General features: G+C 68.5%; 24 protein-coding genes and 1 tRNA gene. 15 read left to right on the top strand and 10 right to left on the bottom strand.

The genetic code is table 11. The features are described 5' to 3' along the window. Positions 1-74 precede the first annotated feature (74 nt). A complete protein-coding gene (locus ACFXQA_RS10850; protein WP_394519838.1) occupies positions 75-1,151 on the top strand; it encodes a VIT1/CCC1 transporter family protein in 1,077 nt (358 codons plus the stop codon). Between the two features lie 96 nt (positions 1,152-1,247). Here ACFXQA_RS10850 and ACFXQA_RS10845 read toward each other — a convergent pair. Then, a tRNA-Leu gene (locus ACFXQA_RS10845) sits at positions 1,248-1,333 on the bottom strand. Between the two features lie 129 nt (positions 1,334-1,462). Here ACFXQA_RS10845 and ACFXQA_RS10840 point away from each other — a divergent pair. Further along, positions 1,463-2,767, top strand: a complete 1,305-nt coding sequence (locus tag ACFXQA_RS10840; protein WP_394519837.1) for a M20/M25/M40 family metallo-hydrolase — start codon at positions 1,463-1,465, stop codon at positions 2,765-2,767. Positions 2,768-2,775: 8 nt separating this feature from the next. Then, entirely contained in the window at positions 2,776-3,606 is an 831-nt protein-coding gene (locus ACFXQA_RS10835) for an undecaprenyl-diphosphate phosphatase (RefSeq protein ID WP_394519836.1), read from the top strand. A 21-nt stretch (positions 3,607-3,627) separates the two neighbouring features. Here the strand turns inward: ACFXQA_RS10835 and ACFXQA_RS10830 are convergent, their stop codons facing one another. Further along, positions 3,628-4,497, bottom strand: a complete 870-nt coding sequence (locus ACFXQA_RS10830) for a PAC2 family protein (protein ID WP_394519835.1) — start codon at positions 4,495-4,497, stop codon at positions 3,628-3,630. A gap of 104 nt (positions 4,498-4,601) precedes the next feature. On the opposite strand from ACFXQA_RS10830, the gene ACFXQA_RS10825 reads away from it, so the two are divergent. The 9 genes from ACFXQA_RS10825 (at position 4,602) to lnt (ending at position 14,429) form a co-directional block, all read left to right on the top strand. Next, the gene (locus ACFXQA_RS10825) at positions 4,602-5,285 is read left to right on the top strand and encodes an HAD family hydrolase (RefSeq protein WP_394519834.1); all 684 of its coding nucleotides are present in this window, start codon (positions 4,602-4,604) and stop codon (positions 5,283-5,285) included. Further along, positions 5,282-6,289, top strand: coding sequence for a tRNA (adenine-N1)-methyltransferase (locus ACFXQA_RS10820; RefSeq protein ID WP_394519833.1), 1,008 nt, complete (start codon positions 5,282-5,284; stop codon positions 6,287-6,289). The genes ACFXQA_RS10825 and ACFXQA_RS10820 overlap by 4 nt, the downstream gene beginning before the upstream one ends. Before the next feature lie 9 nt (positions 6,290-6,298). Continuing rightward, complete coding sequence (locus ACFXQA_RS10815) at positions 6,299-7,231, top strand: FKBP-type peptidyl-prolyl cis-trans isomerase (RefSeq protein ID WP_394519832.1); 933 nt, start codon at positions 6,299-6,301, stop codon at positions 7,229-7,231. A gap of 69 nt (positions 7,232-7,300) precedes the next feature. Continuing rightward, positions 7,301-8,293 carry a helix-turn-helix transcriptional regulator gene (locus ACFXQA_RS10810; RefSeq protein ID WP_394519831.1) on the top strand — a complete coding sequence of 331 codons (993 nt, stop codon included), beginning with the start codon at positions 7,301-7,303 and terminating at the stop codon, positions 8,291-8,293. Continuing rightward, on the top strand, positions 8,290-9,267 hold the full coding sequence (locus ACFXQA_RS10805) for a helix-turn-helix transcriptional regulator (RefSeq protein ID WP_394519830.1): 978 nt from the start codon (positions 8,290-8,292) through the stop codon (positions 9,265-9,267). The genes ACFXQA_RS10810 and ACFXQA_RS10805 overlap by 4 nt, the downstream gene beginning before the upstream one ends. Before the next feature lie 78 nt (positions 9,268-9,345). Next, a complete protein-coding gene (gene tatA / locus ACFXQA_RS10800) occupies positions 9,346-9,603 on the top strand; it encodes a twin-arginine translocase TatA/TatE family subunit (protein WP_394519829.1) in 258 nt (85 codons plus the stop codon). A 64-nt stretch (positions 9,604-9,667) separates the two neighbouring features. Then, complete coding sequence (gene tatC / locus ACFXQA_RS10795) at positions 9,668-10,426, top strand: twin-arginine translocase subunit TatC (protein WP_394520227.1); 759 nt, start codon at positions 9,668-9,670, stop codon at positions 10,424-10,426. Further along, complete coding sequence (locus ACFXQA_RS10790; protein ID WP_394519828.1) at positions 10,423-12,906, top strand: DEAD/DEAH box helicase; 2,484 nt, start codon at positions 10,423-10,425, stop codon at positions 12,904-12,906. Before tatC ends, ACFXQA_RS10790 begins: the two co-directional genes overlap by 4 nt. Then, complete coding sequence (lnt, locus tag ACFXQA_RS10785; RefSeq protein ID WP_394519826.1) at positions 12,903-14,429, top strand: apolipoprotein N-acyltransferase; 1,527 nt, start codon at positions 12,903-12,905, stop codon at positions 14,427-14,429. The genes ACFXQA_RS10790 and lnt overlap by 4 nt, the downstream gene beginning before the upstream one ends. 44 nt (positions 14,430-14,473) lie before the next feature. Here the strand turns inward: lnt and ACFXQA_RS10780 are convergent, their stop codons facing one another. After that, positions 14,474-14,848: an RNA polymerase-binding protein RbpA gene (locus ACFXQA_RS10780; RefSeq protein ID WP_394519825.1), complete on the bottom strand. Its 375-nt coding sequence runs from the start codon at positions 14,846-14,848 to the stop codon at positions 14,474-14,476. A gap of 93 nt (positions 14,849-14,941) precedes the next feature. After that, complete coding sequence (locus tag ACFXQA_RS10775) at positions 14,942-15,730, bottom strand: glycerophosphodiester phosphodiesterase family protein (RefSeq protein ID WP_394519824.1); 789 nt, start codon at positions 15,728-15,730, stop codon at positions 14,942-14,944. 116 nt (positions 15,731-15,846) lie between these two features. Here ACFXQA_RS10775 and ACFXQA_RS10770 point away from each other — a divergent pair, with 116 nt between their 5' ends. Further along, positions 15,847-16,611: an SDR family oxidoreductase gene (locus ACFXQA_RS10770; protein WP_394519823.1), complete on the top strand. Its 765-nt coding sequence runs from the start codon at positions 15,847-15,849 to the stop codon at positions 16,609-16,611. Between the two features lies 1 nt (position 16,612). Next, positions 16,613-18,601 (top strand): prolyl oligopeptidase family serine peptidase, encoded by a 1,989-nt coding sequence (locus ACFXQA_RS10765; RefSeq protein WP_394519822.1) that lies wholly within the window; start codon positions 16,613-16,615, stop codon positions 18,599-18,601. A 51-nt stretch (positions 18,602-18,652) separates the two neighbouring features. On the opposite strand, the gene ACFXQA_RS10760 is transcribed toward ACFXQA_RS10765, so the two are convergent. The 6 genes from ACFXQA_RS10760 to ACFXQA_RS10735 form a co-directional block, all read right to left on the bottom strand. Continuing rightward, complete coding sequence (locus tag ACFXQA_RS10760; protein ID WP_394519821.1) at positions 18,653-19,210, bottom strand: HdeD family acid-resistance protein; 558 nt, start codon at positions 19,208-19,210, stop codon at positions 18,653-18,655. Between the two features lie 82 nt (positions 19,211-19,292). After that, positions 19,293-20,210 (bottom strand): AEC family transporter, encoded by a 918-nt coding sequence (locus ACFXQA_RS10755; RefSeq protein WP_394519820.1) that lies wholly within the window; start codon positions 20,208-20,210, stop codon positions 19,293-19,295. 4 nt (positions 20,211-20,214) lie between these two features. Beyond that, positions 20,215-20,700, bottom strand: coding sequence for a hypothetical protein (locus ACFXQA_RS10750; protein WP_394519819.1), 486 nt, complete (start codon positions 20,698-20,700; stop codon positions 20,215-20,217). Continuing rightward, positions 20,697-21,872 carry a serine/threonine-protein kinase gene (locus tag ACFXQA_RS10745; RefSeq protein ID WP_394519818.1) on the bottom strand — a complete coding sequence of 392 codons (1,176 nt, stop codon included), beginning with the start codon at positions 21,870-21,872 and terminating at the stop codon, positions 20,697-20,699. The genes ACFXQA_RS10750 and ACFXQA_RS10745 overlap by 4 nt, the downstream gene beginning before the upstream one ends. A gap of 68 nt (positions 21,873-21,940) precedes the next feature. Continuing rightward, positions 21,941-22,642, bottom strand: coding sequence for a potassium channel family protein (locus ACFXQA_RS10740; RefSeq protein WP_394519817.1), 702 nt, complete (start codon positions 22,640-22,642; stop codon positions 21,941-21,943). Continuing rightward, positions 22,635-24,017, bottom strand: coding sequence for a TrkH family potassium uptake protein (locus ACFXQA_RS10735; protein WP_394519815.1), 1,383 nt, complete (start codon positions 24,015-24,017; stop codon positions 22,635-22,637). The genes ACFXQA_RS10740 and ACFXQA_RS10735 overlap by 8 nt, the downstream gene beginning before the upstream one ends. Before the next feature lie 364 nt (positions 24,018-24,381). Between ACFXQA_RS10735 and ACFXQA_RS10730 the strand changes: the two genes are divergently transcribed. After that, entirely contained in the window at positions 24,382-25,302 is a 921-nt protein-coding gene (locus ACFXQA_RS10730) for an alpha/beta hydrolase (protein WP_394519814.1), read from the top strand. Positions 25,303-25,330 lie beyond the last annotated feature (28 nt).

The following is a 25,330-nucleotide window of genomic DNA, read 5'->3' as shown; positions in this document are numbered from 1 at the left end:
GCTTTCCGGGGGTGCGCGCTGGGGGCGAGGTTAGCGTGGGGTGACTTCCCGAGCACCCGAAGGACCGAACGATCGTGACGACAGCGCCCACTTCCCGAGACCGACGGCGGTGGGCGAGATACCTCGCCGAAGAGCGCGCCGAAGCCCGCGTCTACCGTCAGCTGGCCGCACGCCGGTCGGGTGAGGAACGCGCGATTCTGCTATCCCTCGCCGACGCGGAGGGGCGTCACGAAGACCACTGGCTCGAACTGCTCGGCGGTGAGCCGTCGCGGTTGCCGGGGCCGGGTCTCGGACCACGGATGCTGGGTTGGATGGCGCGCCGTTTCGGGTCGATCTTCGTGCTCGCCCTCGCCCAGAACGCCGAGGCGCGCTCGCCCTACGACGACGAGCCCTACGCGACGGCCGCGATGGCCGCCGACGAGAAGGTGCACCACGAGGTGGTGCGCGGGCTCGCCGCGCGCGGTCGACGTCGGTTGTCGGGCACCTTCCGTGCGGCCGTTTTCGGCGCGAACGACGGTCTCGTGTCGAACCTCGCCCTCGTGATGGGGATCGGCGCCACCGGCGCCGCCCCCGCGTTCGTGCTGTTCAGCGGGCTCGCGGGGCTCCTGGCCGGCGCGCTGTCGATGGGCGCCGGAGAGTTCGTCTCGGTGCGGTCGCAGCGCGAGCTGCTCGACGCGACCGAGCCGAGCGACTTCGCCGACGCGGCGATCCCGCACCTCGACATCGACGCGAACGAGCTCGCCCTCGTATACCGGGCCCGCGGTATGGCGCCCGACGAGGCCCTCGCCAGCGCCCGCCGAGCGGTCGAGGATTCGCGATTGCCCGGTCTGCCGAACCCGCGCGCCCACGAAGCATCCGGTGACCACGAGATCGTGGGCGGCGCGTGGGGAGCAGCCCTCTCGAGCTTCTTGTTCTTCGCGTCGGGCGCCATCATCCCCGTGCTGCCGTGGTTGCTCGGTCTCTCGGGTATCGCCGCCGTCGTGCTCGCGCTGGCGATGGTGGGCGTCGCCCTCTTCGCCACCGGGGCGATGGTGGGGCTTCTGTCGGGCGGGCCGCCGCTGCGGCGCGCGCTGCGGCAGTTGCTGATCGGCTACGGCGCCGCCGCCGTCACGTACGTGCTCGGCCTCGTCTTCGGCGTCTCGGTGGGCTGAGTCGGGCGGCAGGGGCCCACCCGGCATGGGTTCTGCCTCACACCCTCGCGCCTGCAACGAAGAAGGCCCCCCGTTCGGGAGGCCTTCTTCATTCTGTGCGCGAGGGGGGACTTGAACCCCCACGCCCTAATACGGGCACTAGCACCTCAAGCTAGCGCGTCTACCTATTCCGCCACCCGCGCATTGGGTGTTTTCGGTTTTGCAACCGAGGAACGACATTACCACGCACGACAACACCCCGCGAACCGCGGCCCGCGGTCGAGTCGCTCGGCGTACGTGCGGCACCGGCGGCGCGAGGTAGCGTAGCCGTCATGCCCACGCCTGACGACGGCCTCCCCGAGGTCGCCCGTATCGCCGCGGACCTCATCCGTTTCGACACGTCGAACTACGGCGGCGGGCGGGCGAACGGCGAACGCGAAGCCGCGGAATACGTCGGCGCCTACCTTGAAACGCTCGGCCTGACCCCCGACTACTACGAGCCCATCGCGCGCCGCACCAACGTCGTCGCCCGGGTACCCGGCCGAAATCGCGACAAACCCGCGTTGATCCTGCACGGCCACCTCGATGTCGTCCCGGCCATCGCCGAAGACTGGAGCGTCGACCCGTTCGCCGGAGAGATCCGCGACGGGATGCTGTGGGGCCGTGGCGCCGTCGACATGAAGAACATGAACGCCATGATCCTCACGGCGGTCGCCGACCTGTTGCGCGCGGGCGAACAGCCCGAGCGCGACCTCGTGCTGGCGTTCTTCGCCGACGAGGAGAACGGGGGAGTCGAAGGCTCCGCCCTCGTCGTCCGGGATCGCCCCGAGTGGTTCGCCGGAGCGACCGAAGCCATCAGCGAGGTCGGCGGCTACTCGATCGCCTTCGGCGATCGTCGCGCTTACCTGCTGCAGGTCGGCGAGAAGGCGCTCATCTGGATGAAGCTCGTCGCCCGGGGGCGCGCCGGGCACGGCAGCAGGCTGCACCCCGACAACGCCGTCACGAAGCTCGCCGAAGCCGTCGCGCGGCTCGGGCGGACGACGTGGCCCGTGCGATTGACCGACACCACGACCGAGTTCCTCGACGCGCTGGCCCGACTCACCGGCGATGACGCAGGCGGCGACCCCGACGCCCTGGCGGAGCGCTCGGGCGCAGCATCCGCCTTCCTCCGTTCCACTCTCCGGACGACCACGAACCCGACGGGGCTCACGGCGGGGTACAAGCACAACGTGATCCCCGATCGTGCCGAAGCCCTCATCGACGTACGGGTCCTGCCCGGTACCGAGGAGGAATCTCTGGAGGAGATTCGCCGGATCGTCGGCGACGAGGTCGACATCGAGATCGTCCACCAAGACATCGGCCTCGAAGTGCCCTTCGCGGGTGACCTCGTCGACGCGATGGTGGCGTCACTCGGCCGGCACGATCCGGGCGTCCCCGTCGTTCCGTATCTGCTCGGGGCGGGCACCGACAACAAGGCGCTGGCCGCCCTCGGCATCGCCGGCTACGGGTTCGCGCCGCTGCGACTGCCCGTCGACCTCGACTTCACGGGCATGTTCCACGGCGTCGACGAGCGGGTGCCCGTCGACGCGCTCGTGTTCGGCCAGCGGGTGCTCGCCGACCTCATCCGGACCTACTAGGAGCGCACATGCAGTTCATCGAGGCCATCATCCTGGGCCTTGTGCAGGGTCTCACCGAGTTCCTGCCGATCTCCTCCAGTGCCCACCTGCGCATCGTCGGCGAGTTCCTGCCGTCGGCGACCGACCCCGGCGCGACCTTCACCGCCATCACGCAGCTCGGCACCGAGCTCGCCGTGCTGCTGTACTTCTGGAAGAAGATCGTCCGGATCATCACACGGTGGGCGCAGTCGCTGACGGGCAAAGTGCCGCGCAACGACCCCGACGCGCGCATGGGCTGGCTCGTGATCATCGGGACCATTCCGATCGGTGTGCTCGGGTTCGCGTTCCAGAGCGTCATCCGCGACACGTTCCGAAACCTCTGGCTCGTCGCGATCGTGCTCATCGTGTTCGGCCTCTTGCTGGGCGCTGCCGATCGCTGGGGTTCACGAACTCGTGACATGAACCAGATCACCTACCCCCACGGCATCGGCATCGGCTTCGCGCAGGCCCTCGCCCTCATTCCGGGGGTATCGCGCTCCGGCGCCACCACGACCCTCGCCCTCACCCTCGGGTACACGCGGACGGCAGCGGCGGAGTACGCCTTCTTGCTGGCCATCCCCGCCGTCTTCGGCAGCGGGCTGTACGAGCTGCAGCAGAGCTTCGAGGAGCCCGGCGGACCCTACGGCGGCGCTGAGACGCTCGTCGCGACGGTGGTGGCGTTCGGCGTCGGACTCGCCGTAATCGCCTTCCTCATGCAGTACCTCAAGCGCGGCAGCTTCCTGCCGTTCGTGATCTACCGCCTGCTGCTGGGTGTCGCGCTGATCGTGCTGCTCTCGACGGGTGTGCTGCAGGCCTACTGAGGTTTCGAGCGGGCCCGACGGTCAGCGCCGCGGCGAGTCGTCGCGCCCGGGCTTGGTGGGCCCGTCTCCGCCACGGCGGAGGTAGCGCTCGAACTCCTGCGCGATCGCATCGCCCGAGGCTTCCGGCGAATCCCACGTGTCCCGGGTCTGCTCGAGCTGACGGATGTACTCGGTCATCTCCTCGTCGTCGGCCGCGGCCGCGTCGATGGATGCTTCCCACGCGGCCGACTCCGTGGCGAGCGTCGCGCGCGGCACCTCGGCGCCGGTGAGGTCTTCGAGGCGGTCGAGGAGCGCGAGCGTGGCCTTGGGCGACGGCGTGTGACCGGCGACGTAGTGGGGGATGCTGGCCCAGAGGCTCGCAGACGGGATGCCCGCTGCATCCGCCGCGTTACCGAGCACAGAGAGAATGCCGACCGGACCTTCGTACGTGCTGCGTTCGAGGGTCAGCTGCTCGCGGACACTCTCGTTCTCGCTGCCCGCGAAGATGGAGATCGGGCGCGTATGGGGCACGTCCGACATCATCGAGCCGAGCGAGACGAAGCCGGTGATGTCTTCGCGGAGCGCGACATCGACGAACTCGCTCGCGAAGGCCTGCCAGGCGCGGGCGGGCTCGACACCGGTCAGCACCCAGAGTTGCGTCACACCGCGCGGGGTGCGCGTGGGGCGATACAGCGTCGCCTCGGGCCAGCGCAGGCTCCGACCGCCGTCGCCGTCGGCGACCATGTGCGGGCGGGTGTACTGGTAGTCGAAGTACAGCTCCGGATCCGCGGAGAAGACAGGCTCGTACTCGCCTTGCTCACGAATGAGCGAGACGGCGGCTGATGCCGCTTCGCCCGCGTCGTTCCAACCGTCGAAAGCGCAGACGATGACTCGGCGACCCAGTGCCTCCACGCAACCTCCTCTGACCCGGCGGGATGCAACAAGAATAGGCGCATCCGCCCGGGTCGCGGCCCGCGGGCCCGAGCGGCGGCGAGCGCCGCGGTTAGCATGGACGGATGACCAGAACCATGCCCGCGGCCGTCCTGTGGGACATGGACGGCACCCTCGTCGACACCGAACCGTATTGGATGGCGGCCGAAACGCCGCTCGTGGAGAGCTACGGCGGAACCTGGTCTCACGAGCAGGCGCTCGCCCTCGTGGGTCTCGGCCTCGAAGACTCGGCGCGCATCTTTCAAGCCGCCGGCGTCGAACTCGGTGTGACCCAGATCATCGACCACCTCACCAACGCCGTCATGGCCAGTCTCGCCGAGACGGGAATCCCCTTCCGCCCGGGCGCGCGTGAACTCCTCGCCGATCTGAGGGCTCACGGCGTGAAGACAGCCCTGGTCACGATGTCGATGCGGCGCATGGCCGATCACGTCGTCGGCCTCATGGACTTCGAAGCCTTCGACGTCGTCATCGCCGGCGATGACGCGCGCCGCCCCAAGCCGTTCCCCGACGCGTACCTGCAGGCGTGCGAGGCGCTCGGCGTCGATGTCGCCGGCACCGTCGCGATCGAGGACTCCCCGAACGGGCTCCGCGCGGCCATCGCCAGCGGCGCGGTCAGCCTCGGCGTGCCACTCATGCTGCCGCTCGAAGAGGTCGGTGCCCACGAGCTCTGGCCGACCCTCGAGGGGCGTTCGGCGGCTGACATCGCGGCCCTCCACGCCACCCACACGCGTGCGGTGGGTGCACGGTGAGCGAGATCCCGCGCCTCAGCGGCCCTTTCCGCGTCGGAGACCGTGTTCAGCTCACCGGGCCCAAAGGGCGCCTGTCGACGATCACTCTGCGCGAGGGCGGCGAGCTGCATACGCACCACGGCGTGCTGCGCCACGAGGCGCTCGTCGGGCAGCCCGACGGCAGTGTCGTCATGAACAGCTCGGGGCACGGGTACCTGGCGCTGCGTCCGCTCCTGCGCGACTTCGTCATGTCGATGCCTCGAGGGGCGGCGATCGTCTATCCGAAGGACGCCGCACAGATCCTCTCCCAGGCCGACATCTTCCCCGGGGCCGTCGTCGTCGAGGCGGGCGTCGGCTCGGGTGCGCTGTCGCTCTGGCTGCTCCGCGCCATCGGAGGGACGGGCCGGCTCGTCTCGTTCGAGCGACGCGAGGAGTTCGCCGACGTCGCTCGCGCCAACATCGACACGTACCTCGGTGAGACCCCGGCGACGTGGGAGGTCGTCGTCGGTGATCTCGTCGAGGCGTTGCCCGAGACGGTCGCCCCCGCGTCGGTCGACCGCGTCGTGCTCGACATGCTCGCGCCGTGGGAGTGCATCGACGTCGTCGCCGACGCCCTGACTCCCGGCGGCGTGGTGCTCTGCTACGTCGCGACGGCCACCCAGCTCAGCCGCGTGGCCGAGTTCATCCGCGCGACGGGCCTGTTCACCGAGCCTGACGCGAGCGAGACGATGGTGCGCGGCTGGCACGTCGAGGGTCTGGCGGTGCGTCCCGACCACCGCATGATCGCGCACACCGGGTTCCTCCTGACCGCCCGGCGGCTGGCCCCGGGTGCGGTCGCTCCCGAGCAGAAGCGCCGCGCATCGAAGTCGAGTTACGGCGACGAAGACGTCGAACTCTGGACTCCGGGCGCCGTCGGCGACCGCCAGATCACCGACAAGAACCTGCGCAAGCGGGTGCGAGAGGCACAGAAGGCGGCCGACGGCGTGCGCCAGGCGGGGCAGGATGCTGCGGAGCCGAACCCGTAGACTGTCCCGGTGCGTAGAATCCCCGTCATCGTCGCTGTGACCGCCCTCGCTGCGGCGGGTCTCGTCGGCTGTTCCTCGGCCGCACCACAGGCCTCCTGCGATCGCCCGACGGCCTCGCCGTCGACGTTCGATCTCATCGACGTGTCGGGGCCTTTCGACTCCGCCCCCGACGTCGAGGTGCGCACGCCCTTCCACGTCGATGCGACCGCGTCGTCCGACGTCGAGGTGGGCGACGGCCCGCGCATCACGAGCGACGACCAGATCGTCATGCTCGACCTCACGCTCATCAGCGGCGAGACGGGCGAACCACTCGTCGCGACCTCCTACACCGGCGACACGGCAGAGGGGCTCACCCTCACCCAGGGCGAGCAGACCTTCCCCGGGCTCGGTGACGCGCTCGAGTGCGCGACCGAAGGGTCACGCGTCGCCGTGGCGCTCGCGCCCGACAGCATCGCCGAAGCGGCGGTGCAGGGGCTGGGTCTCGAAGAGGGCGAGTCGGCGATCGCGATCGTCGATGTGCGCAAGGTCTACCTGTCGAAGGCCGACGGCGTCGACCAGTTCAGCGACGCACGCGGGCTGCCCACGGTGGTGCGGGCGCCCAACGGCCGCCCGGGCATCATCGTGCCCGACTCGGCCGCGCCGACCGAGCCGGTCACCCAGGTCTTGAAGAAGGGCGACGGCGACGAGGTCACCGACTCCGAGAGCCTGCTCATCCACTTCACGTCGGTCGAATGGGACGACCCTGCGGGCACGGTTCAGTCGACGTGGGACACCGAGCCGCTGCGACAGACGTTCGATGCTCTGCCCCCGGTGATCGCAGACGCTCTCGCCGGGCAGCCGGTCGGCTCGCAGATCCTCGTGGTCCAGCCCGCGGCAGAAGATGCCGACGCGCAGCCCTCTCCCGCCCTCGTCTACGTCATCGACATCCTCGGGGTCGGCTGAACCTCGATCGGGGTGGTCGACGGGGCGCCGAACGGCCGTTCGAAACCGTCGCGCCCGTAGGATGATCACGTGCCCTCGCCCGCCTCGAAGAACGCCCCGGAAGAGCGCCTCGTCAACCTCGTCGTCGCTCTCATGGCGACCGAGCAGGGGCTGACGAAAGACACGATCCTCTCGTCGGTCGCCGGGTACCGCGAACAGTCCGAGGCGGGGGCCTCGAAAGACGCCCTCGAGAAGATGTTCGAACGGGACAAGGAGAATCTCCGAGGTCTCGGCGTTCCCATCGAGACGATCGGCGACTACGCCGACCCCGACGATCTTCGCGAAGCCCGTTACCGGGTTCCGACGGCCGAGTACGAGCTGCCCGACGACATCGAGTTCACCCCGGCAGAGGTCGCGCTGCTGAACCTGGCCGGCGGAGTCTGGGGCTCCGAGTCGCTCTCTGCCGACGCCCGGAGCGGCCTGCGCAAGATCCGCGCCCTGGGCATCGAGGTCGACGAGCCGATCATCGGTTACGCACCCCGCATCAGCCTGCGAGACGCCTCGTTCCTTCCCCTCCAGCGGTCGATCGAGCTGAGCCGGGTCGCGGAATTCTCCTACCTCCGCCCCGGGGAGGAGCGGCCGCGTCTGCGCCGCATCCGCCCCCTGGCGCTCGTGGAGTACGAGGCTCGCTGGCACGTGTACGGCATCGACCTCGGTTCCGACGCAGAGCGCACCTTCCTCTTGTCGCGCATCATCGGAGAGGTCGTCGTCACGAAGGATTCGTTCGATGCGGCGCTGCGCGTCGACGCGGGGGAGCGGGCCCTCGCCGGGCTGCGGAAGGTCGCCGCGCGCCAGACGGCGCTGCTGGCCGTGCACCCCGGCACCGAGGCTGCGCTCCGATTGAACCGGCGCGGCACCCCCGAGGGGCAAGCGACCCGGGTGCCCTTCGTGGACGTGCACGTCTTCGCCGACGAGATCGCCTCCTACGGGCCCGAAGTACGCGTGGTCGAGCCCGACGAGCTCCGCGCCCAGGTGATCCGCCGACTCGAGGCGACACTGGCGCTTCACGGGAGCGCATCGTGAGGGCGCGTCCGATGGTGGCGACCGACCGCGCCGCCCTGATGCTGCAACTCGTGCCCTACCTGGTCGGTAAGGGCGAGGTCTCGATCGCCGAGGCGGCAGACGAGTTCGACGTGACCGTCGATCAGATGCGGTCGATGGTCGAGAAGCTGACCGTCATCGGGCTGCCGGGCGACGGCGGGTTCTGGCAACTGCCGCACGACCTGTTCGACATCGACTGGGACCTCCTCGACGAGCGCGACCTCATCGTCATCACCCACACCGTCGCCCTGGAACGATCTCCCAAGCTGAGCGCCCGCGAGGCGGCCGCCCTGCTGGCCGGCCTGCAGCTCGCGCGCACCCTGCCGGGCGTCGGAGACAGCGCGTTGATCACGGGCCTGCTGGCGAAACTCGCTCGCGGAGCGGCGACGACCCCCGCCGACGTGATCGTCGCGTCGGGCCCGGTCGACGGGGTACGCGACGTCGTCGACGATGCGCTCCGCAGAGGCGTGGCGGTGTCGTTCACTTACCGGGCGCCGGATGCGGCTGCCACCACGCGAACCGTCGATCCCGTCAAGGTGCACATCGCCAGCGGGCAGTGGTATCTGCAGGGGTGGTGCCACCTGCGCGAAGCCGTGCGCACCTTCCACCTCGAGCGAGTGAGCGACGTCACGCTCACCGATCTTCCCGTGACGCACGCCGCGGAGCCCGTACCGGCGCTCTTCGAGCCCCGCGAGAACGACCCGGTCGCGCGGGTGCGGTACGACCGGACGATCGCCCCGCTCCTCGGCGACTACCTCGACCGGGCCGACATCGACGCACCCGACGCCGACCGACCCGTTGCGACGATTCGCGTGGCCGACGAGCACAGTCTCAAACGGCTCGCCGCGCGCCGGGGTGGTCAGGTCGAGGTCCTCGAGCCGCTCGCTGCTCGCGGCGCCGCTGCATCGTGGGCGCAGGCGGGATTGGCGCAGTACCACGACGCACAGGGCGCATAGCGCCTGCACGGCCATGTCATCGGCCCCACCCTGGTCGGGCGCGTTACACTGAGGTGACCGACGGCGGAAGGACTCCTCATGTTTCAAGGTTTGACAGGATGGCACCTCCTGATCGTCCTCGCGGTCATCCTCCTCTTGTTCGGGGCTGCGAAGCTTCCGGCGCTGGCGAAGAGCATGGGTCAGTCGGCCCGCGTGTTCCGCAGCGAGATCAAAGAGATGAAGAAAGACGACATCGTCGACCCGGCTCCCGGGACGACCACCGTCGCACCAGATGTCCGCGACGCGTCGACCATCTCGGTAGACCCCGTGCGCGGAACCACCGAACCCAAGCCCTGAGCCCGTCGTGGTGACGACCGAGCCCCCGCGAGTGGGAGGGCCTGAGCCGCGGCGTGACCGGCGCATGTCGCTGGGTCAGCACCTCGTCGAGTTGCGTAAACGGCTGATGATCGCCGCGGCCGCGCTCGTCGTCGGTATGGTCGTCGCGTTCATCATCACCGACCCGGTGATCAACCTCCTGACTGAACCCATCCGCATCGTCGCGGAACAACGAGGCAAAGATCTGGTCGCGCTGAACTTCGCCGGCGTCACCTCGGGCTTCGACCTGCGCATGCGCATCGCGTTCGCGCTGGGCCTTCTCCTCTCCGCTCCGGTCTGGCTCTGGCAGATCTGGGCCTTCATCGTCCCGGGTCTGACGAGGTCCGAGGTGAGGTACACGATCGGGTTCGTCGCCGCCGCTGTGCCGTTGTTCTTCGGCGGGTGCGCGGTCGGGGTGCTGGTCATGCCCCACATCATCGAGTTGATGGCAGAGTTCGTCCCCGAGCAAGGGGCGCAGCTGTTCGAGGCCGCCACCTACTACGACTTCGTCTTCAAACTCCTGATCGTCATCGGGGTGGCGTTCGTCCTACCGGTCTTCCTGGTGGCGCTCAACTTCGCGGGGGTGATGAGCGGCATGGCGATCCTGAAGGGATGGCGCGTCGCCATCCTGATCGCCGTCGTGTTCTCGGCTCTCGCGACCCCCGCCGCCGATGTCGTGAGCATGCTCATGCTCGCGGGCATCCTCGTCGTGCTCTACTTCGCGGCCGCGGGGCTCTCGCTGCTCCTCGACCGTCGCCGCAACAAGCGTCAGGCAGCGTTCCTCCCTCCCGAGGCCACCGCGTGAGTTCAGCCAGCCCGGCCGAGCGTTTCGCTCGGGCCTCCGAACGCGCCAGCCATCCGCGGACGGCCGACTTCGCCGCATCCCAGCGTTTCGAACTCGACGAGTTCCAGATCGCCGGGTGTCAGGCGCTCGAAGAGGGTCGCAGCGTCCTCGTCGCCGCACCCACCGGCGCGGGGAAGACCATCGTGGGCGAGTTCGCGATTCACCTCGCCATGCTCGAGCCCGGCGAGAAGGCGTACTACACGACCCCGATCAAAGCCCTCTCGAATCAGAAGTTCCGAGAACTCGTCGATGTCTACGGACCGGACGAAGTCGGCCTTCTCACCGGCGACACCAACATCAACGGTTCGGCCCGCATCGTGGTGATGACGACCGAGGTCTTGCGCAACATGCTGTACGCGGAGTCTGGCGCTCTGCGGGGCCTTCGCTACGTGATCATGGACGAGGTGCACTACCTCGCCGATCGCTTCCGGGGGGCGGTGTGGGAGGAAGTCATCATCCACCTCCCGCCGAGTGTCCGCCTCGTGTCCCTCTCGGCCACGGTCTCGAACGCCGAGGAGTTCGGTGATTGGCTCGACACCGTCCGCGGCGACACCGCGGTGATCGTGTCGGAGATCCGGCCGGTGCCGCTCGAGCAGCACGTACTGGTGCGCGGTGACCTCCTCCCGCTCTTCGACGATCGCGCCGGCGTCGCGACGGCGCAGGTGAACCAGGAACTGATGCGCCTGCGTTCGACGGGTGGCACGACCTACGAGAACAACCAGCGCAACCAGGCGGGGCGCAGCGCACGCGACGCCGGATACGAGGCGCCGCGTGGCCGCCCCCACAAGCGGGGGTCGCGCCCGGTCGCGGCGGCCCACGCCCAGCGCATCGAGCGACTCGACCGCCCCGAGGTCGTGGCGCTCCTGGAACGGGCGAATCTCTTACCGGCGATCTTCTTCATCTTCAGTCGCGTGGGTTGCGATGCCGCCGTCCAACAGGTGCGCCGGTCGGGCGTGCGCCTGACCACCCCCGAGGAGCGAGACGAGATCCGCCGTGTCGTCGAAGAGCGCACCCGCAGTCTGCTCGAAGAAGATCTCGCCGTGCTCGGATTCTGGGAGTGGCGTGAGAACCTCGAGCGGGGTGTCGCCGCGCACCACGCGGGTCTTCTCCCCGCCTTCAAGGAGGTGGTCGAAGAGCTCTTCCAGCGCAAGCTCGTGAAAGCGGTCTTCGCCACCGAGACCCTCGCGCTCGGCATCAACATGCCCGCCCGCACGGTCGTGCTCGAGAAGCTCGAGAAGTTCAACGGTGAGGCACGGGTCGCCATCACGTCGGGGGAGTACACCCAGATCACCGGCCGAGCCGGCCGCCGCGGCATCGACGTCGAGGGTCACGCGGTCATCCAGTGGACAGCTGCGCTCGATCCGCAGTCCGTCGCGGCGCTGGCGTCGCGCCGCACCTATCCGTTGAATTCGAGTTTCCGGCCGACCTACAACATGGCCGTGAACCTCATCGACCAGTTCGGCCGCGCCCGCTCCCGCGAGGTCTTGGAGTCGTCGTTCGCGCAGTTCCAAGCCGACCGCGCCGTCGTGGGTCTTGCCCGTCAGGTGCGGGAGGCCGAAGGCTCGCTGGCTGGCTACGAGAAGGCCATGACCTGCGACCGCGGCGATTTCATGGAGTACTCCGGAATCCGGCGCGAGCTGTCCGACGTCGAGAAGCTCAACCGTCGCGACGCCACCGCGTCGCGGGCCACGCGCGACCAGCGCCAGCAACAGCTCGCCAACCTCCGTCGGCGCATGCAGCGGCACCCGGCGCACTCCTGCCCCGATCGTGAGAACCACGCGCGTTGGTCTGAGCGGTACTGGAAGCTCAAGCGGAGCACCGACAAGATCCGGCGTCAGATCGAACAGCGCACGGGAACCGTCGCGCGCATCTTCGATCGGGTGGTCGACGTGCTGCAGGCCCTCGACTACGTGTCGGAGACAGACGGTACGACCTCTTTGACCCCTGCCGGACGCACGATGCGACGCATCTACGGTGAACGCGATCTGCTCGTCGCGGAGAGCTTGCGGCGCGACCTCTGGAAAGACCTCGACGCGCCTTCCCTCGCGGCGCTCGCGTGCAGCCTCGTGTACGAACCGCGACGCGATGACGCTGGTCCGGGCGAGCACGGATTGCCGCGGGGCGCATTCCGCCACGTGCTGTCCGACACCGAGACGCTGTGGCAGCAGCTCGATGATCTCGAGCGCGACCACCATCTGCCGGGCACCGAGCCGATCTCGGCGGGTCTGGCCTCGGCGATGCACTCCTGGGCTCGAGGACTACCGCTGGATCGCGTCCTCGCCGACGCCGACATGGCCGCGGGCGACTTCGTCCGCTGGACCAAGCAGACCATCGATCTGCTCGACCAGATCTCGCTCGTCGCCGAGCCCAAGCTCGCGGGAACCGCACGGAAGGCGCTCGATGCCGTCCGCCGCGGCATCGTCGCGTACGCGGCCGTATGACGCGCACGAACCTCACCCGCCCGATCCTTCCGTTGTGGGCGGCATCGCTCACCGCTGTCGTGGGCGGCTTCACCCTCGACCTCTCCTTTCCCGACGTCGGCTGGTGGCCACTCGCCTTCGTCGGGGTCGCCTTCTCGCTGGTCTCTCTGATCGGGCGACGCGTGGGCGGGGCACTCCTCGTCGGACTCCTCTTCGCCGCGGCATTCTGGTTCGTGCACATCGACTGGACCTCCCGCTATCTGGGGGTCGTGCCGTGGTTCGCGCTCGCGGGGCTCGAGACGGTCATCATGGGGGTCCTCGCGATCCCCCTGGCGTTGGCCTACCGGTGGGTGCCGCGCCTCTTACCGGGCCCGTGGGGTCGTCTGGTCGTTCTGCCGGTGATGATCGGGGGCCTCTGGACCACGCGTGAGCTGATCCTCGGGTCGTGGCCGTACACCGGGTTCCCCTGGGGCCGGATCGGCATGAGCCAGTCCGAGAGCCCGCTTGCGCACATCGCGTCGTGGACCGGTGTCACGGGCCTGACGTTCCTCATGGTCGTCTTCACCGCGGCGGTCGTGCAGGGTGTCCGTGAGGGCCGCCCTCGCCGAGTGGTCACCGCGTTTCCCGCCCTGGTCGTCGCTGCGGTGCTGCTGCTGGTTCCGGCGTTCCCCACGCAGGCCGCCGGCTCCCTGACCGTCGGCAGCGTGCAGGGGAACGGCCCGAGCGGCTACTTCGACCAGCGCCAGCGCGGAGCGATCCTCGATGCTCAGCTCGCAGCATCCGCCCCTCTGCTCGACGAGGACATGGATGTGCTGCTGTGGCCCGAGGGCGGAATCGACTCCGACCCGCTGTCGAACGACGCCACCGCGGCCACGCTCGACGCGCTGTCGCAGCGCATCGATGCCCCGCTGATCGTGAACGCCGCGACCGAACGCGGCGATGAGATCTTCAACACGTCGATCTTGTGGGGAGCGGGAGAACCCCAGCTGCACGACAAGACACACCCGGTTCCGTTCGGCGAATACGTTCCCGATCGCCCGTTCTTCGAGATGCTCGCTCCCGACCTCATCGGACTCATCGGGCGCGAGTACACCCCTGGCCGCAATGCGCCGTTCTTCGACCTGAACGGGATCGGCGTCGGACTCGCCATCTGTTTCGACGTCATCTACGACGACGTGCTCTGGGAAGGGGCCCAGGAGGGCGCCGAGGTGTACATGTTCCAGACCAACAACGCCGACTTCCGCAACACCGACGAGAACCTGCAGCAGCTGGCGTTCGCGCGCATGCGGGCGATCGAGACGGGCCGTGCGGTGGTCAACATCTCGACGGTCGGCACGAGCCAGGTGATCGCGCCGGACGGTGCGGGGATCGACTCGTTGCCCGCCGCCACCGCCGGCGCGATGCTCACCGATGTTCCGCTGCGCACGGGCCTGACCCCGGCCGTCGTGATCGGGTCCGGTGTTCAGGCGGTGCTCGGGTGGGGGAGCGTCGCGGCGTTCGGTCTGCTGGGCGCGTGGGTCTTCGTCCGTCGCACCAAAAACTGACGCCGACCCCCGAGGGGATCGGCGTCAGTGACGAATCGGATTACTCACGCGCTGATGCGCTCGACGTTCCCGCCGCCGCGACGAGCGCGGACGAACGCGAGACGCTCTTCCAGCAGCTCTTCGAGTTCGGGGAGCGAGCGACGCTCGAGCAGCATGTCCCAGTGGGAACGCGCCGCCTTGTCGTCGCTGTGGTCGACCGTCGCCGTGGTGTCGCCGATGCGTCGGAGCGCTTCGCTCCCGCATGTGCGGCATTCCCAGCTGTCGGGAACCTCCGCGTCGACGGCGAATGTCAGTGTGCTGTCACGCCCACACACCGTACAGGTGTAGGTGTGCTTCGTGCGGTCATGAAAAACGACGCCCTCTTCGCTCTGTAAGCTCTGGGCGCCGAGTCGGATGCCGCGCAGGCTGCGGTCTGCCATTTTGTGGTCCTCTCGTCGCTGATCAGGTATAACGTCCTGGGCTGGGCGATCCATCCGAACGGAAGGTGAACGGCGTGCATTCACAGACGATGCTCAGAGTGACGCGGGGCCCAGAGTGTGCAACGCGAGGTCGGCGTGGTCGGTGACCACACCATCGCAACCGATCTCGATGAGTCGGACCATATCGGACGGATCATTGATCGTCCAGACGTGCACTTCGACGCCGTGGCGGTGAGCGGCCTCGATGAGGCGAGGGCTGAGTACGCGGACGGGTCCTTGCCGCTCCGGAATCTGCAGGGCGTCGACGTCGCGCAGTGCGCGCGCCATCAGGGTTTCCGAGCGCAATGCCACCCCCAGAAGCATCTTCACGAGGGTTTCCCGTCCGGCCGACGTCGCCGGTCGCACGGCAGCGCCCGCGTCGGACGCCGCCTGCAGGGCTGCCCTCCGACGGGCATCCGAGAAGCTGGTCACCAGCACGCGGGCTGCGACCGGCGCGATCGCTCGACCCACCGGGGTCGCGGCGGCATCAGCCTTCACATCGAGATTGAAGCGCGTGTCCGGAAAGGCATCGAGCGCCTGTCTCAGGGTGATGAGCCCGCCGCGGTCGGCCATGAGCTCTTCGAGCTCGCGGACGGTGACGTCGGCGATCTTGCGCGGGTCACCCGTCGTGCGCACGAGATCGTCGTCGTGGAACAGCACGACCTCGCCGTCCCTCGTCAGATGGCAGTCCGATTCGACGTAGACCGCGCCGGCGGCGTGGGCTTCGGCCACGGCCGCGAAGGAGTTGTCGACCACGCCCTGGGCCGCAGCATCCGGTGTCACGAGACCGCGGTGCGCCAGCACTCGGGGAACCGAGGTGCCGGTGAAGTACGGGTGGGCCACGAGGGGAACGTAGCACGGCTACCCGGCCTCCTGACGGGCGGTTGGTAGGGTCGATGAGCGCCCGAAATACCCGCCATGGCGCGGCGGTGCGCGACCCCCGAATCTCAGGAGCCCCCGTGTCACACACTCTTCCGTCCGGATCGCTCAGCGGTAAGACCGCGCTCGTGACGGGTTCTTCCCGCGGCATCGGCGCCGACACCGTGCGTTACCTCGCCGAGGCCGGTGCGAACGTCGTCATCAACTTCCGCAACAAGGCTCCCCGCGCTGAGAGACTCGCCACGCAGTTGCGCGAACTCGGCGGTCAGGTGCTCGTGGTCGGTGCCGATCTGACCGATCCGACGTCGGTGCAGGCGATGTTCTCCGAGGTCGAGCGCGCTTTCGGAAGCCTCGATGTGCTGGTGCTCAACGCCTCGGGGGGCATGGAGGCCGGTATGGCCGAGGACTACGCGCTGCAGTTGAATCGTGATGCTCAGGTCGCGGTGCTCGAGACCGCCCTGCCACTCCTCGGTTCGGGCTCGCGCGTCGTGTTCGTCACGAGCCACCAGGCGCACTTCATCCGAACGACACCGACGATGGCCGAGTACGAGCCGGTTGCCCGCTCGAAGCGGGCGGGAGAAGACGCTTTGCGCGAGCGCATCCCGGTGCTGGCCGAGCGCGGTATCGAGTTCGTGGTCGTCTCGGGCGACATGATCGAGGGCACGATCACCGCGACCCTCCTGGAGCGCGCGAACCCGGGTGCCATCTCTGCGCGCCGCGAGTCAGCCGGTCGGCTGTACAACGTCTCGGAGTTCGCCGCCGAGATCGCCCTGGCCGCGATCGAACCGATACCGGCCGATCACACGCGCCTGGTGGGTGACATCTCTTCGTTCGCGGGGGAGTGACGTGCGCGGCCACGACATCGAGTCCCTCGTCGCGGTCGGGCGTCCCTCGATCGCGCCCGACGGATCGTTCGCCGTCTTCGCGACGGCACGCCCCGACGTGACGGCCAACCGCTCGGTGGGGCAGGTGTGGCGGGTCGACCTCCCCGACGGACCACCGCGTCGGCTGACGCGCGGCGCAGCCGATTCCGCTCCGGAGCTCTCGCCCGACGGAACCCGGGTCGCTTTTCTCCGCGGCGACACCGCGGGCCGGGCGCAGATCTTCATGATCCCGGCCGCCGGTGGAGAGCCCGTGCAGGCCACGGACGCCGAGGCCGGGGTGCTCACGTATTCGTGGTCTCCGGATGCCGCGAGCCTCGCCTACACCTCACGCGTCGCAGAGACGGGGCGCTACGGCACGGTGAAGGGGCTGGATGCTGTCGACGAAGCGCCGCGGCGCATCACCGGCATCCGCTGGCACGCCAACGGGCTGGGTTACGTCGCCGACCGACCGGCTCAGCTGTTCCGCATCGCCGCACCCGATCCGGGCGACGAGCCGCTCTACGAACCGGCCGCACGCGTGCCCGAAGAAGGGCAGAGCGAGTCGCAGACGACGGTGGTCGCCGCATCCGCCCGCCAGCTGACCGACGGCGAATCGAGCTGGACGGGTGTGACCTGGACGCCCGACGGGGCGGAGATCCTCACGGTGCCCGATGAGATCGAGGCTGACCGACGTGATCTCCGTAACCGCCTCGTGGCGGTGGCGGCCGACGGCTCCGGAAGCAGAGAGATCGTCGGCCTCGAGGCCGGTCTGACGATCGACGACGTCGCCGTCTCGGCTGATGGCGCGATCTGGCTGCTCGCCGCCGAAGTCGGGGCGAGCGGGGTCGATTTCGTCGCGCCGGGCACCGCGCTCTGGCTCTGCGGCGCCGCTCGCCGACCGGAGCGCCTGACCGACGCCGAGACCATCGACCTCGGTGAGCCGGGGAGCCGCATCACTCTCGTCGGCGACGATGCACTCGTGCAAGACCGCACCCGCGGCCGTGTGCGGTTGCTGCGGGTCACGCGAGCGGGAGCGGTCGAGGAGGCACTCGGCGGCGACGTCGACGTGCTCGGTCACGCCGCCGCAGCCGGGCGGATCGTCGTCGCGATCGGCACCGCCGATTCGTTCGGCGAGCTCGCACTCGTGACCGACGGTGCGGCTCGACCGCTGACGGGCTTCGCAGCGCCCCTGCGGGAGGCCGGTCTCGCGGTGCCCCGTGAGGTCGAGATCACGGCCCGCGATGGCTACCCGGTTCACGGGTGGGTCGCGACGCCGGCGGGCGAGGGTCCGTTCCCCGTGATCCTGCAGGTCCACGGCGGTCCCTACGCCTCGTACGGCATTCGCGTCTTCGATGAGACGCAGGTGCTCGTCGACGCCGGGTACGCGGTGGTCTACTGCAATCCGCGGGGGAGTGCCGGGTACGGCCGTGCCCACGGGCGGGCGATCCGGCAGGCGATGGGAACCGTTGACTACACCGATATCCAGGACTTCCTCGACGGCGTCCTCGCGGACGACGACAGCCTCGACGGTGATCGCGTGGGGATCATGGGCGGTTCCTACGGCGGCTACATGACGGCGTGGACGATCGCGCACGATCACCGGTTCGCGGCGGCGATCGTGGAGCGGGGGATGCTCGACCCGGCCACTTTCGCGGGAACCAGCGACATCGGCACGTTCTTCGGCGACGAGTACGTGGGCACCGACCCGGCGGCGATCGCGCGGCAGAGCCCGATGGCGGTCGTGGGGCAGGTGACGACCCCGACGCTCGTCATCCATTCCGAGCTCGATTACCGCTGCCCCCTGGAGCAGGCCACCCGCTATTTCAGCGCTTTGAAGCGCCAGGGCACCGAAGCCGAGATGCTGATCTTCCCCGGCGAAGACCATGAACTGACCAGAGCCGGGCGTCCGAGACACCGGATCGAGCGATTCGACGCGATCCTCGAGTGGTGGCATCGGCACCTGCCGGCATGAGAACGACGAATGCCCCGCGACAGGATCGCGGGGCATTCGTCGTTCATACGGTCAGCGCACGCTCTTCCCGAACGCGAACGCCCGGAGGACCTGGAAGATCCCCAGGATGACGAGGGATACCCCGAGGAACAGCCAGAGGATCACGACGTAGAGGGGGGAGAAGAGCAGCGTGATGCCCGCGACGATGCTGAGGATCGCGAAGAAGATCGTCCAGCCCTTCGAACCCGAATCGCCCATGGTCGACAGCGAGACGACACCCTCGATGAGCCAGAGGATGCCGATGAGGACGCCGGTGAAGACGGCGAATCCGACCGTGGCCGCCGCGAGGTTCACGACTGCATAGACCCCGGCGACGACGAAAAGCGCGCCGAGCACGATGTGACCGACCCGGGACCACCCGTGACGGGTCTTCGAGAAGACGCCGAGACCGGCGTAAACGAGACCGGCGACGATCACGTAGATCGCGATGATCGCAGTCACCGCCTCCGCGGCGTGTCCCGGCCAGATGAGGATCACGATGCCGGCGATGATCGACAGCGCTCCGCTGACGCCGAGAGCGATGCGGATCGTCTTCACCGCGGTGGTGTCGAACGAGAGACTCATAGACATGCGCTGCCTTTCTGAGAGAACCCTGGGAACGGCCTCACTCTAGCGTTCCGGCACCGGGAGAGGGGAGTGGTGTCGGAACGCTTCACCCGAGGAGGAGCGTGACCAGCAGCAGCACCGGCATGCAGCCCATCGTCGTCGCGAATATGGTGTCGCGGGAGATGATCTCGCCCACGTCGTAGCGCTGGGCATAGTTGAAGACGTTCTGCGCGGTCGGAAGCGCCGCGAGGACGACCACGATCAAGACCTGGTCGGACGGGAGCGAGAACGCGAGTGCGATCAGCCACGCCACGAGGGGCATGACGAGGAGCTTCAGCGCCGAGGCGATCAGCACGTCCGCGCGGCGGCCCGTGGTGGCGAGAACGCGTTGACCGTGCAGCGAGATGCCGAAGGAGATGAGCATCATCGGCACACACGCATTCGCGACGAGGGTGAGCGGGTCGAGCACGATCGGTGGGAGGTCGATATCGAGGACGGCGACCAGGACGCCGAGTGCCGAACCGATGAGCATGGGGTTTCTGGCGGTCTGACGCAGGATGCGGCCCGCTGAGCGCGCACCGGAGGTCGCCGCATCCAGCAGCGCCAGTGCAACCGGCATCACGATGAGCAGCTGGAAGAGGATCACCGGTGCGGAGAATGCGGCGTTGCCGAGCAGGTAAAACGAAATCGGAATGCCGATGTTGTTCGAGTTGACGAGACCTCCGGACAGAGCCCCGATGACCGTCTCGCCGAGGCCGCGGCGCAGGACGAATCGCCCGAGCACCGTGTAGACCGTGAAGATGATCGCCGCGGTGATCATCGACACGGGCAGGAGCGCGGAGAACAGTGTGGCGACATCGGCCTGAGCGAGGACGACGAACAGCAGGAACGGCGAGAGCACGAAGAAGGTCAGGCGGCTGAAAACGTACCGTGCGTGCGGACCGAGGAGGTCGATCCGGCCGATGACGTAACCGACGACGACGGCGACGCCGACGACGAGGAAACCGGTCAGGACCTCGAGCACGTGCTCACTCGTCGTCCTTCTTCGAATTGCCGTTGCCGTTGTTGCCCTTGTCGTTGCCGCTGTTTCCCTTGTCGTCGCCGCCGCCGGGTTCTTCGTCTTCGTCGTCCTCCGAAGAACCGTCGGTGACACCCGTGCCGGGGGGTGTCGAGGGGGCAACCGGTGCCGCCGTGTCGACGGGTGCCGGTGTATCGACCGGTGTCGGGGTCGACAGGGTCTCGAGGTCGGCGCGCACGATCGCCGCGGCCGCGAGAATCTCGTCGGCGCGCGCACGGTCGATCAGGTTGCCGTCACGGGCCGCCGTGACGTCTTGCTCGACACTCAGGAGGGTTGCGGTGGCGCCGGGATAGTCGCCCGCAGAAGCCTGCATCGCCGCTTGGCTGACCTGATCGCGCCACGCCTCTTCTGGCGCGGGCGAGCAACCTGTCAGCGTCAGGACCGCGGCCAGCGCGAGGGTGGCCAGCGTTCCGATCGGGCGTGCGCGTCGGGTCACAGCGTCCTCCACAGGTCGTCGAAGTGCACGCCGAGCGGGTCGGGCAGCACGGGAAATGAGGGCTCTGGCAGGGGAGTCGCGCCCGAGGTGACCGCGATGCCGATCGCCGCCGCTCCACCCACGATCACCAGGACGCCGAGCAGGATCGCCACGATTCTGCCGACGGCGGGCTTCTTGTTCCGGCGGGGGCTCTTGCTCGGTTCAGACGACGCCGCATCCGGCTCCATCACCATCGTCGCTGCACCGGTCGCTGCCTCCGTCGCCGGGTCGAACACGGCGGTCGGGCCGGTCGGCGTTTTCGCAAGGGGCGCGCCTGTGGGCGCAGCATCCGGAATCTGCAGCCTGCGCGCCGCGCGCGTCACGGCTGCGGCATCGGGACGGTGGGCCGACTCGAGAGCGGTCATCGCGCTGAGGAGGCCCCGCCACCCGGCAGGCAGGTGGTCTGGAATCGCGGGCGGTCGGGCGAGCCGCGCCGCGAGCGCCTCGTGCGGCGTCTGCTGGGCGAAGGCCCGCTCGGACGTGAGTGCCTCGAGCAGGAGCAGCCCGAGGGAATAGACATCGGATGCTGCGGCGGCCCGCTCGCCGCGAGCCTGCTCCGGGCTGAGATAGGCGGCCGTCCCGACCAGGGTGCCGGTGGCGGTCACCTTCGTCGAATCGACGAGAGACGCGATGCCGAAGTCGGCCAGCATCGCGCGCGGGGCGCCGCCCTCGGTGCGTGAGACCCGCATCAGCACGTTGGACGGCTTGATGTCGCGGTGCACGACACCGGCGGCGTGGATGACCTGCAGGGCTTCGCCGAGCTCGACCGCGAGACGGGCGGTCTCGAGAGCGCCGAGCGGACCACCCGCGATCGTTTCACGCAGCGTCGGCCCGTCGACGAACTCCATCACGAGGTACGACGGATCGGCGTCGAGCCGCGCGTCGAAGAGGGTCACGAGCGACTCGTGGCTCAGTCCGGCGAGAAGGCGCGTCTCGGACGCCCGACGAAGCCGGTCGCGATCGTCCGGCGCGTCCACGGTGAAGAGCTTCACGGCGACGCGTCGTCCGAGCGATTGATCCACGGCCCGGTAGACCTTCGCGTAGCCGCCCTGACCGACGACGGCCTCGAGTCGGTAGCGCCCGTCCAGCACGTCGGTACCGTCTGGGAGGCGATCTGATGCCGGCGGTGTCACGACTCCTACTCTAGACAGCCGTGATTTCGCGCGGGTCCGCTGCAGCTGCCCACCGCGTCGGCATCACCTCACCGCAGCTGAGCGAAGCTCTCGGCGTCGGCCGTGCGGCCCACGACCAGGATCGTGTCGCCTTCGTGAAGCACGGTCGCGTTGTCGGCGTTCATCCACGGATCTTCGCCGTGCTGGAACGCGGCGACGGTGACGCCATGCGTCTTCCGCAGCCCGGTCTGCCCCAGGGGGATGCTCTGGACCGAAGATGGCACGGGCGCCTTGACCACGGCGTAGCCGGGGGCGACCTCGATGAAGTCGAGGGCGGCGCCACGAACGAGGTGCGCCACCCGGCGCCCCATGTCTTTCTCGGGGTACACCACGTGGTGGATTCCGAGCTGCTCGAGGATCAATCCGTGCTGGTCGTTGACGGCTTTCGCCCAGATGACCGGGACCTTCATGTTGAGGAGCACCGAGGCGGTGAGGATCGACGCCGACACGTTGCTTCCGATCGCGACCACGACCCGATCGAACTCGTCGAGCGCGAGCTGTTGCAACACCTCGCGCTTCGTCGAATCTGCTCGGACGACCTGCGTGAGTCGGCCGTTCATCGACTGCACGAGTTCTTCGTCCAGATCGATGCCGAGAACCTCGGTGCCCCCAGTCATGAGTTCGAGGGCGAGCGAGCTGCCGAACCGCCCGAGACCGATGACGGCCACCGAATCTGCTTCGGCGATGCGACGCGAGGTGGACGATGCGGTGAAGAAGGGCAACTTAACCAATTGCCGGCCTTTCTTTCGGGAATTCGTAGAGGATGCGTCGATCGCGCAGCGCGATGGCCGATCCGAGGGTGAGCGGACCGAGCCTGCCGAGGAACATCAAGACGACCAGCACGATCTGCGCGGGAGGGGAGAGGGTCGCGGTGATGCCCGTGGAGAGCCCGACGGTCGCGAACGCCGAGACCGCCTCGAACAGAGCGCGGTCGAGATTCTCGTTCGACAGCGCCATGAGCACGCCGGTCGCGGCGATGACGGCTGCCACGGCGATCAGGACGACCGTGATCGCCTGCCGGTGCACGGCGCGGGAGAGGCGCTTGCCGAAGATGTTGACCGCGCCTTCGCCGCGCAGCTCCGTCGCCATGATGAAGAACAGCACCGCGAACGTCGTGACTTTGATGCCACCGGCCGTACCGGCCGGGCCGCCTCCGATGAACATCAAGACGTCCATTCCGAGCCAGGTCTCGTCGTACATGGCCCCGATATCCACGGAGTTGAACCCGGCGGTGCGGGTCTGCACGGAGTGGAAGAAGCCCGTCAGCAGCCGTGCCCACGGGTCGAGGCGCCCCAACGTGGCGGGGTTGTTCCACTCGACGATCGTGATGAAAGCGGTCCCGAGCACCAGGAGGGCGCCGGTCGCCCAGAGAACGATCTTCGTGTTCATCGACCAGTGCAACGGGCGGCGGAACTCCTTGCGCAACTGCATGATCACCGGGAAGCCCAAACCGCCGAGGATGATGGCCGCGCACAGCGGAAGGCAGATGAAGGGGTCGGAGGCGAACCCGATCATGTTGTCGGTGTACAGCGCGAATCCCGCGTTGTTGAACGCCGACACGGAGTGGAACAGCGCGTGCCACGCCGCTTCGCCGGGGGAGTACCCGTATCCCCAGATGAACCGCGGGAACAGGAGCACGAAGGTCACGGCCTCGATGATCAACGAGATCAGCACGATCCCGCGAACGAGCCCTCGCACGTCATCGAAACCGATCGCCTTCGCCTCAGCGATGGTGTTGAGGCGTGACCTCACCGTCATCTTGCGGGCGAGGACCAGCCCGACCAGTGCGGCGAAGATCATGATCCCCAGCCCACCGAGCTGAATGAGCAGCATGATCGCGACCTGACCGAAGGGCGTCCAGAAGGTCGCGGTGTCGACGACGGTCAAGCCGGTGACGCACACGGCGCTCGTCGCAGTGAACAGCGCCTCGACGAAGGACGCACCGCCCGGACCGACCTTGGCCACCGGCAACATGAGCGCGATCGTGCCGACGGCGACGGCCAGTGCGAATCCGACCACGACGGCCTGCGCCGGGTGCAGCCGGACGCGCAGAACGCGTTCGCGCCGGCGATCGCCGCGCGAGACAGAGGATCGCCCGGTTGTCATCCCGAGAACACTAACGCGCTCGCTCGGCGTTGATCGTCCCCGCGGGTGTGATGCAACGATTCACGAGGAATGCGCGTCCCCTCACCGACGAACACCGTTTGCCGATAATGCACATTATGTCAGTGTGACCGGGAAGCCTCTCCCCGAGCACGCCGCCCGGCACCGCCCATCCCGGCAAAATACCGCGGGGTACCTGTCATTGCGTTATCTCTGAGGCCCAACCCGGAGCGTTGGAAGTCGAAGCCTGCAGCCGGTAGCACGCGAGCACCCCCCCGAGGCCGCGACTCGAATTCGACGAGCTTGCGTCGAACAGCTATCGCTGTACTAATGAGTTCGTGCTCACTCTCATGACACGGCTGACGTCATGAACCGGCTGATCGTTCCCGAAGCGATGGTCGCACCGGCGCTGCGGCTGATGCGGGCGAACCGCACGTTCGTCACGGCCGACGGTGCGCGTCGGCGCGTGCGCGAACGCGAGCTGCGTCCACAGCCGTACGGTCCCCCGCGCCGATTGCGCTCCGACCTGCGCGTCTCGGTGACCCATGAGCGGTGGCCGGTGTACACGCTGACGCCTCGGAATACTGACGCGACCGGGGCGGTCGTCTACGTGCACGGTGGTGGGTGGGTCAATGAGATCGCCCCGCAGCACTGGCAGCTCGCGGCGCAGATCGCCGTCGAGGCGCGCACCACGGTCGTGCTGCCCATCTATTCCCTCGTGCCGTTCGGAGACGCGGACGAGGCCAATCGGGGCGTGGTCGACCTGGTCCGTCGCCAGCGTGACCGTGCCGGTCGCACCGTGATCGCGGGCGACTCGGCGGGCGGGCAGATCGCCCTTTCTGCCGCGCTCACCCTCCGCGACGCCGACGGCACGGCGCCCTCGTCGACCGTGCTCATCTCCCCCGCCCTCGACCTGACGTGGAGCAACCCGCGTATTCCCGAGGTGCAGCCGCGCGATCCCTGGCTCGCCACACCCGGCGGCCGGGTGCTCGCCGAGCTGTGGCGCGGCGAGCTCGACATCCTCGACCCCGTCGTGAGTCCCCTCGCGGGAGACATGACCGGGCTCGGGCCGATCACGGTCTTCAGCGGAACGCGCGACGTCCTGAACCCCGACTCCCACCTCCTGGTCCAGAAAGCCCGCGCGGCGGGTGTGTCCGTCGAGTTCCACGAGGGCGAAGGCCAGGTGCACGTCTTCCCCCTGCTTCCGACGCGCGTCGGTCGGCAGGCGCGCGCAACGGTGGTCCGCAGCATCCGTCGCGACCTTCGGGGTGATGCCGACATCGGCTGACTCGCCCGTGTGCGAGCATCGAAAGGTG

The sequence above is a fragment of the Microbacterium shimangi genome, assembly GCF_043556445.1.
GTDB lineage: Bacteria > Actinomycetota > Actinomycetes > Actinomycetales > Microbacteriaceae > Microbacterium.
This window is presented reverse-complemented; position numbering and strand designations above follow the sequence as displayed.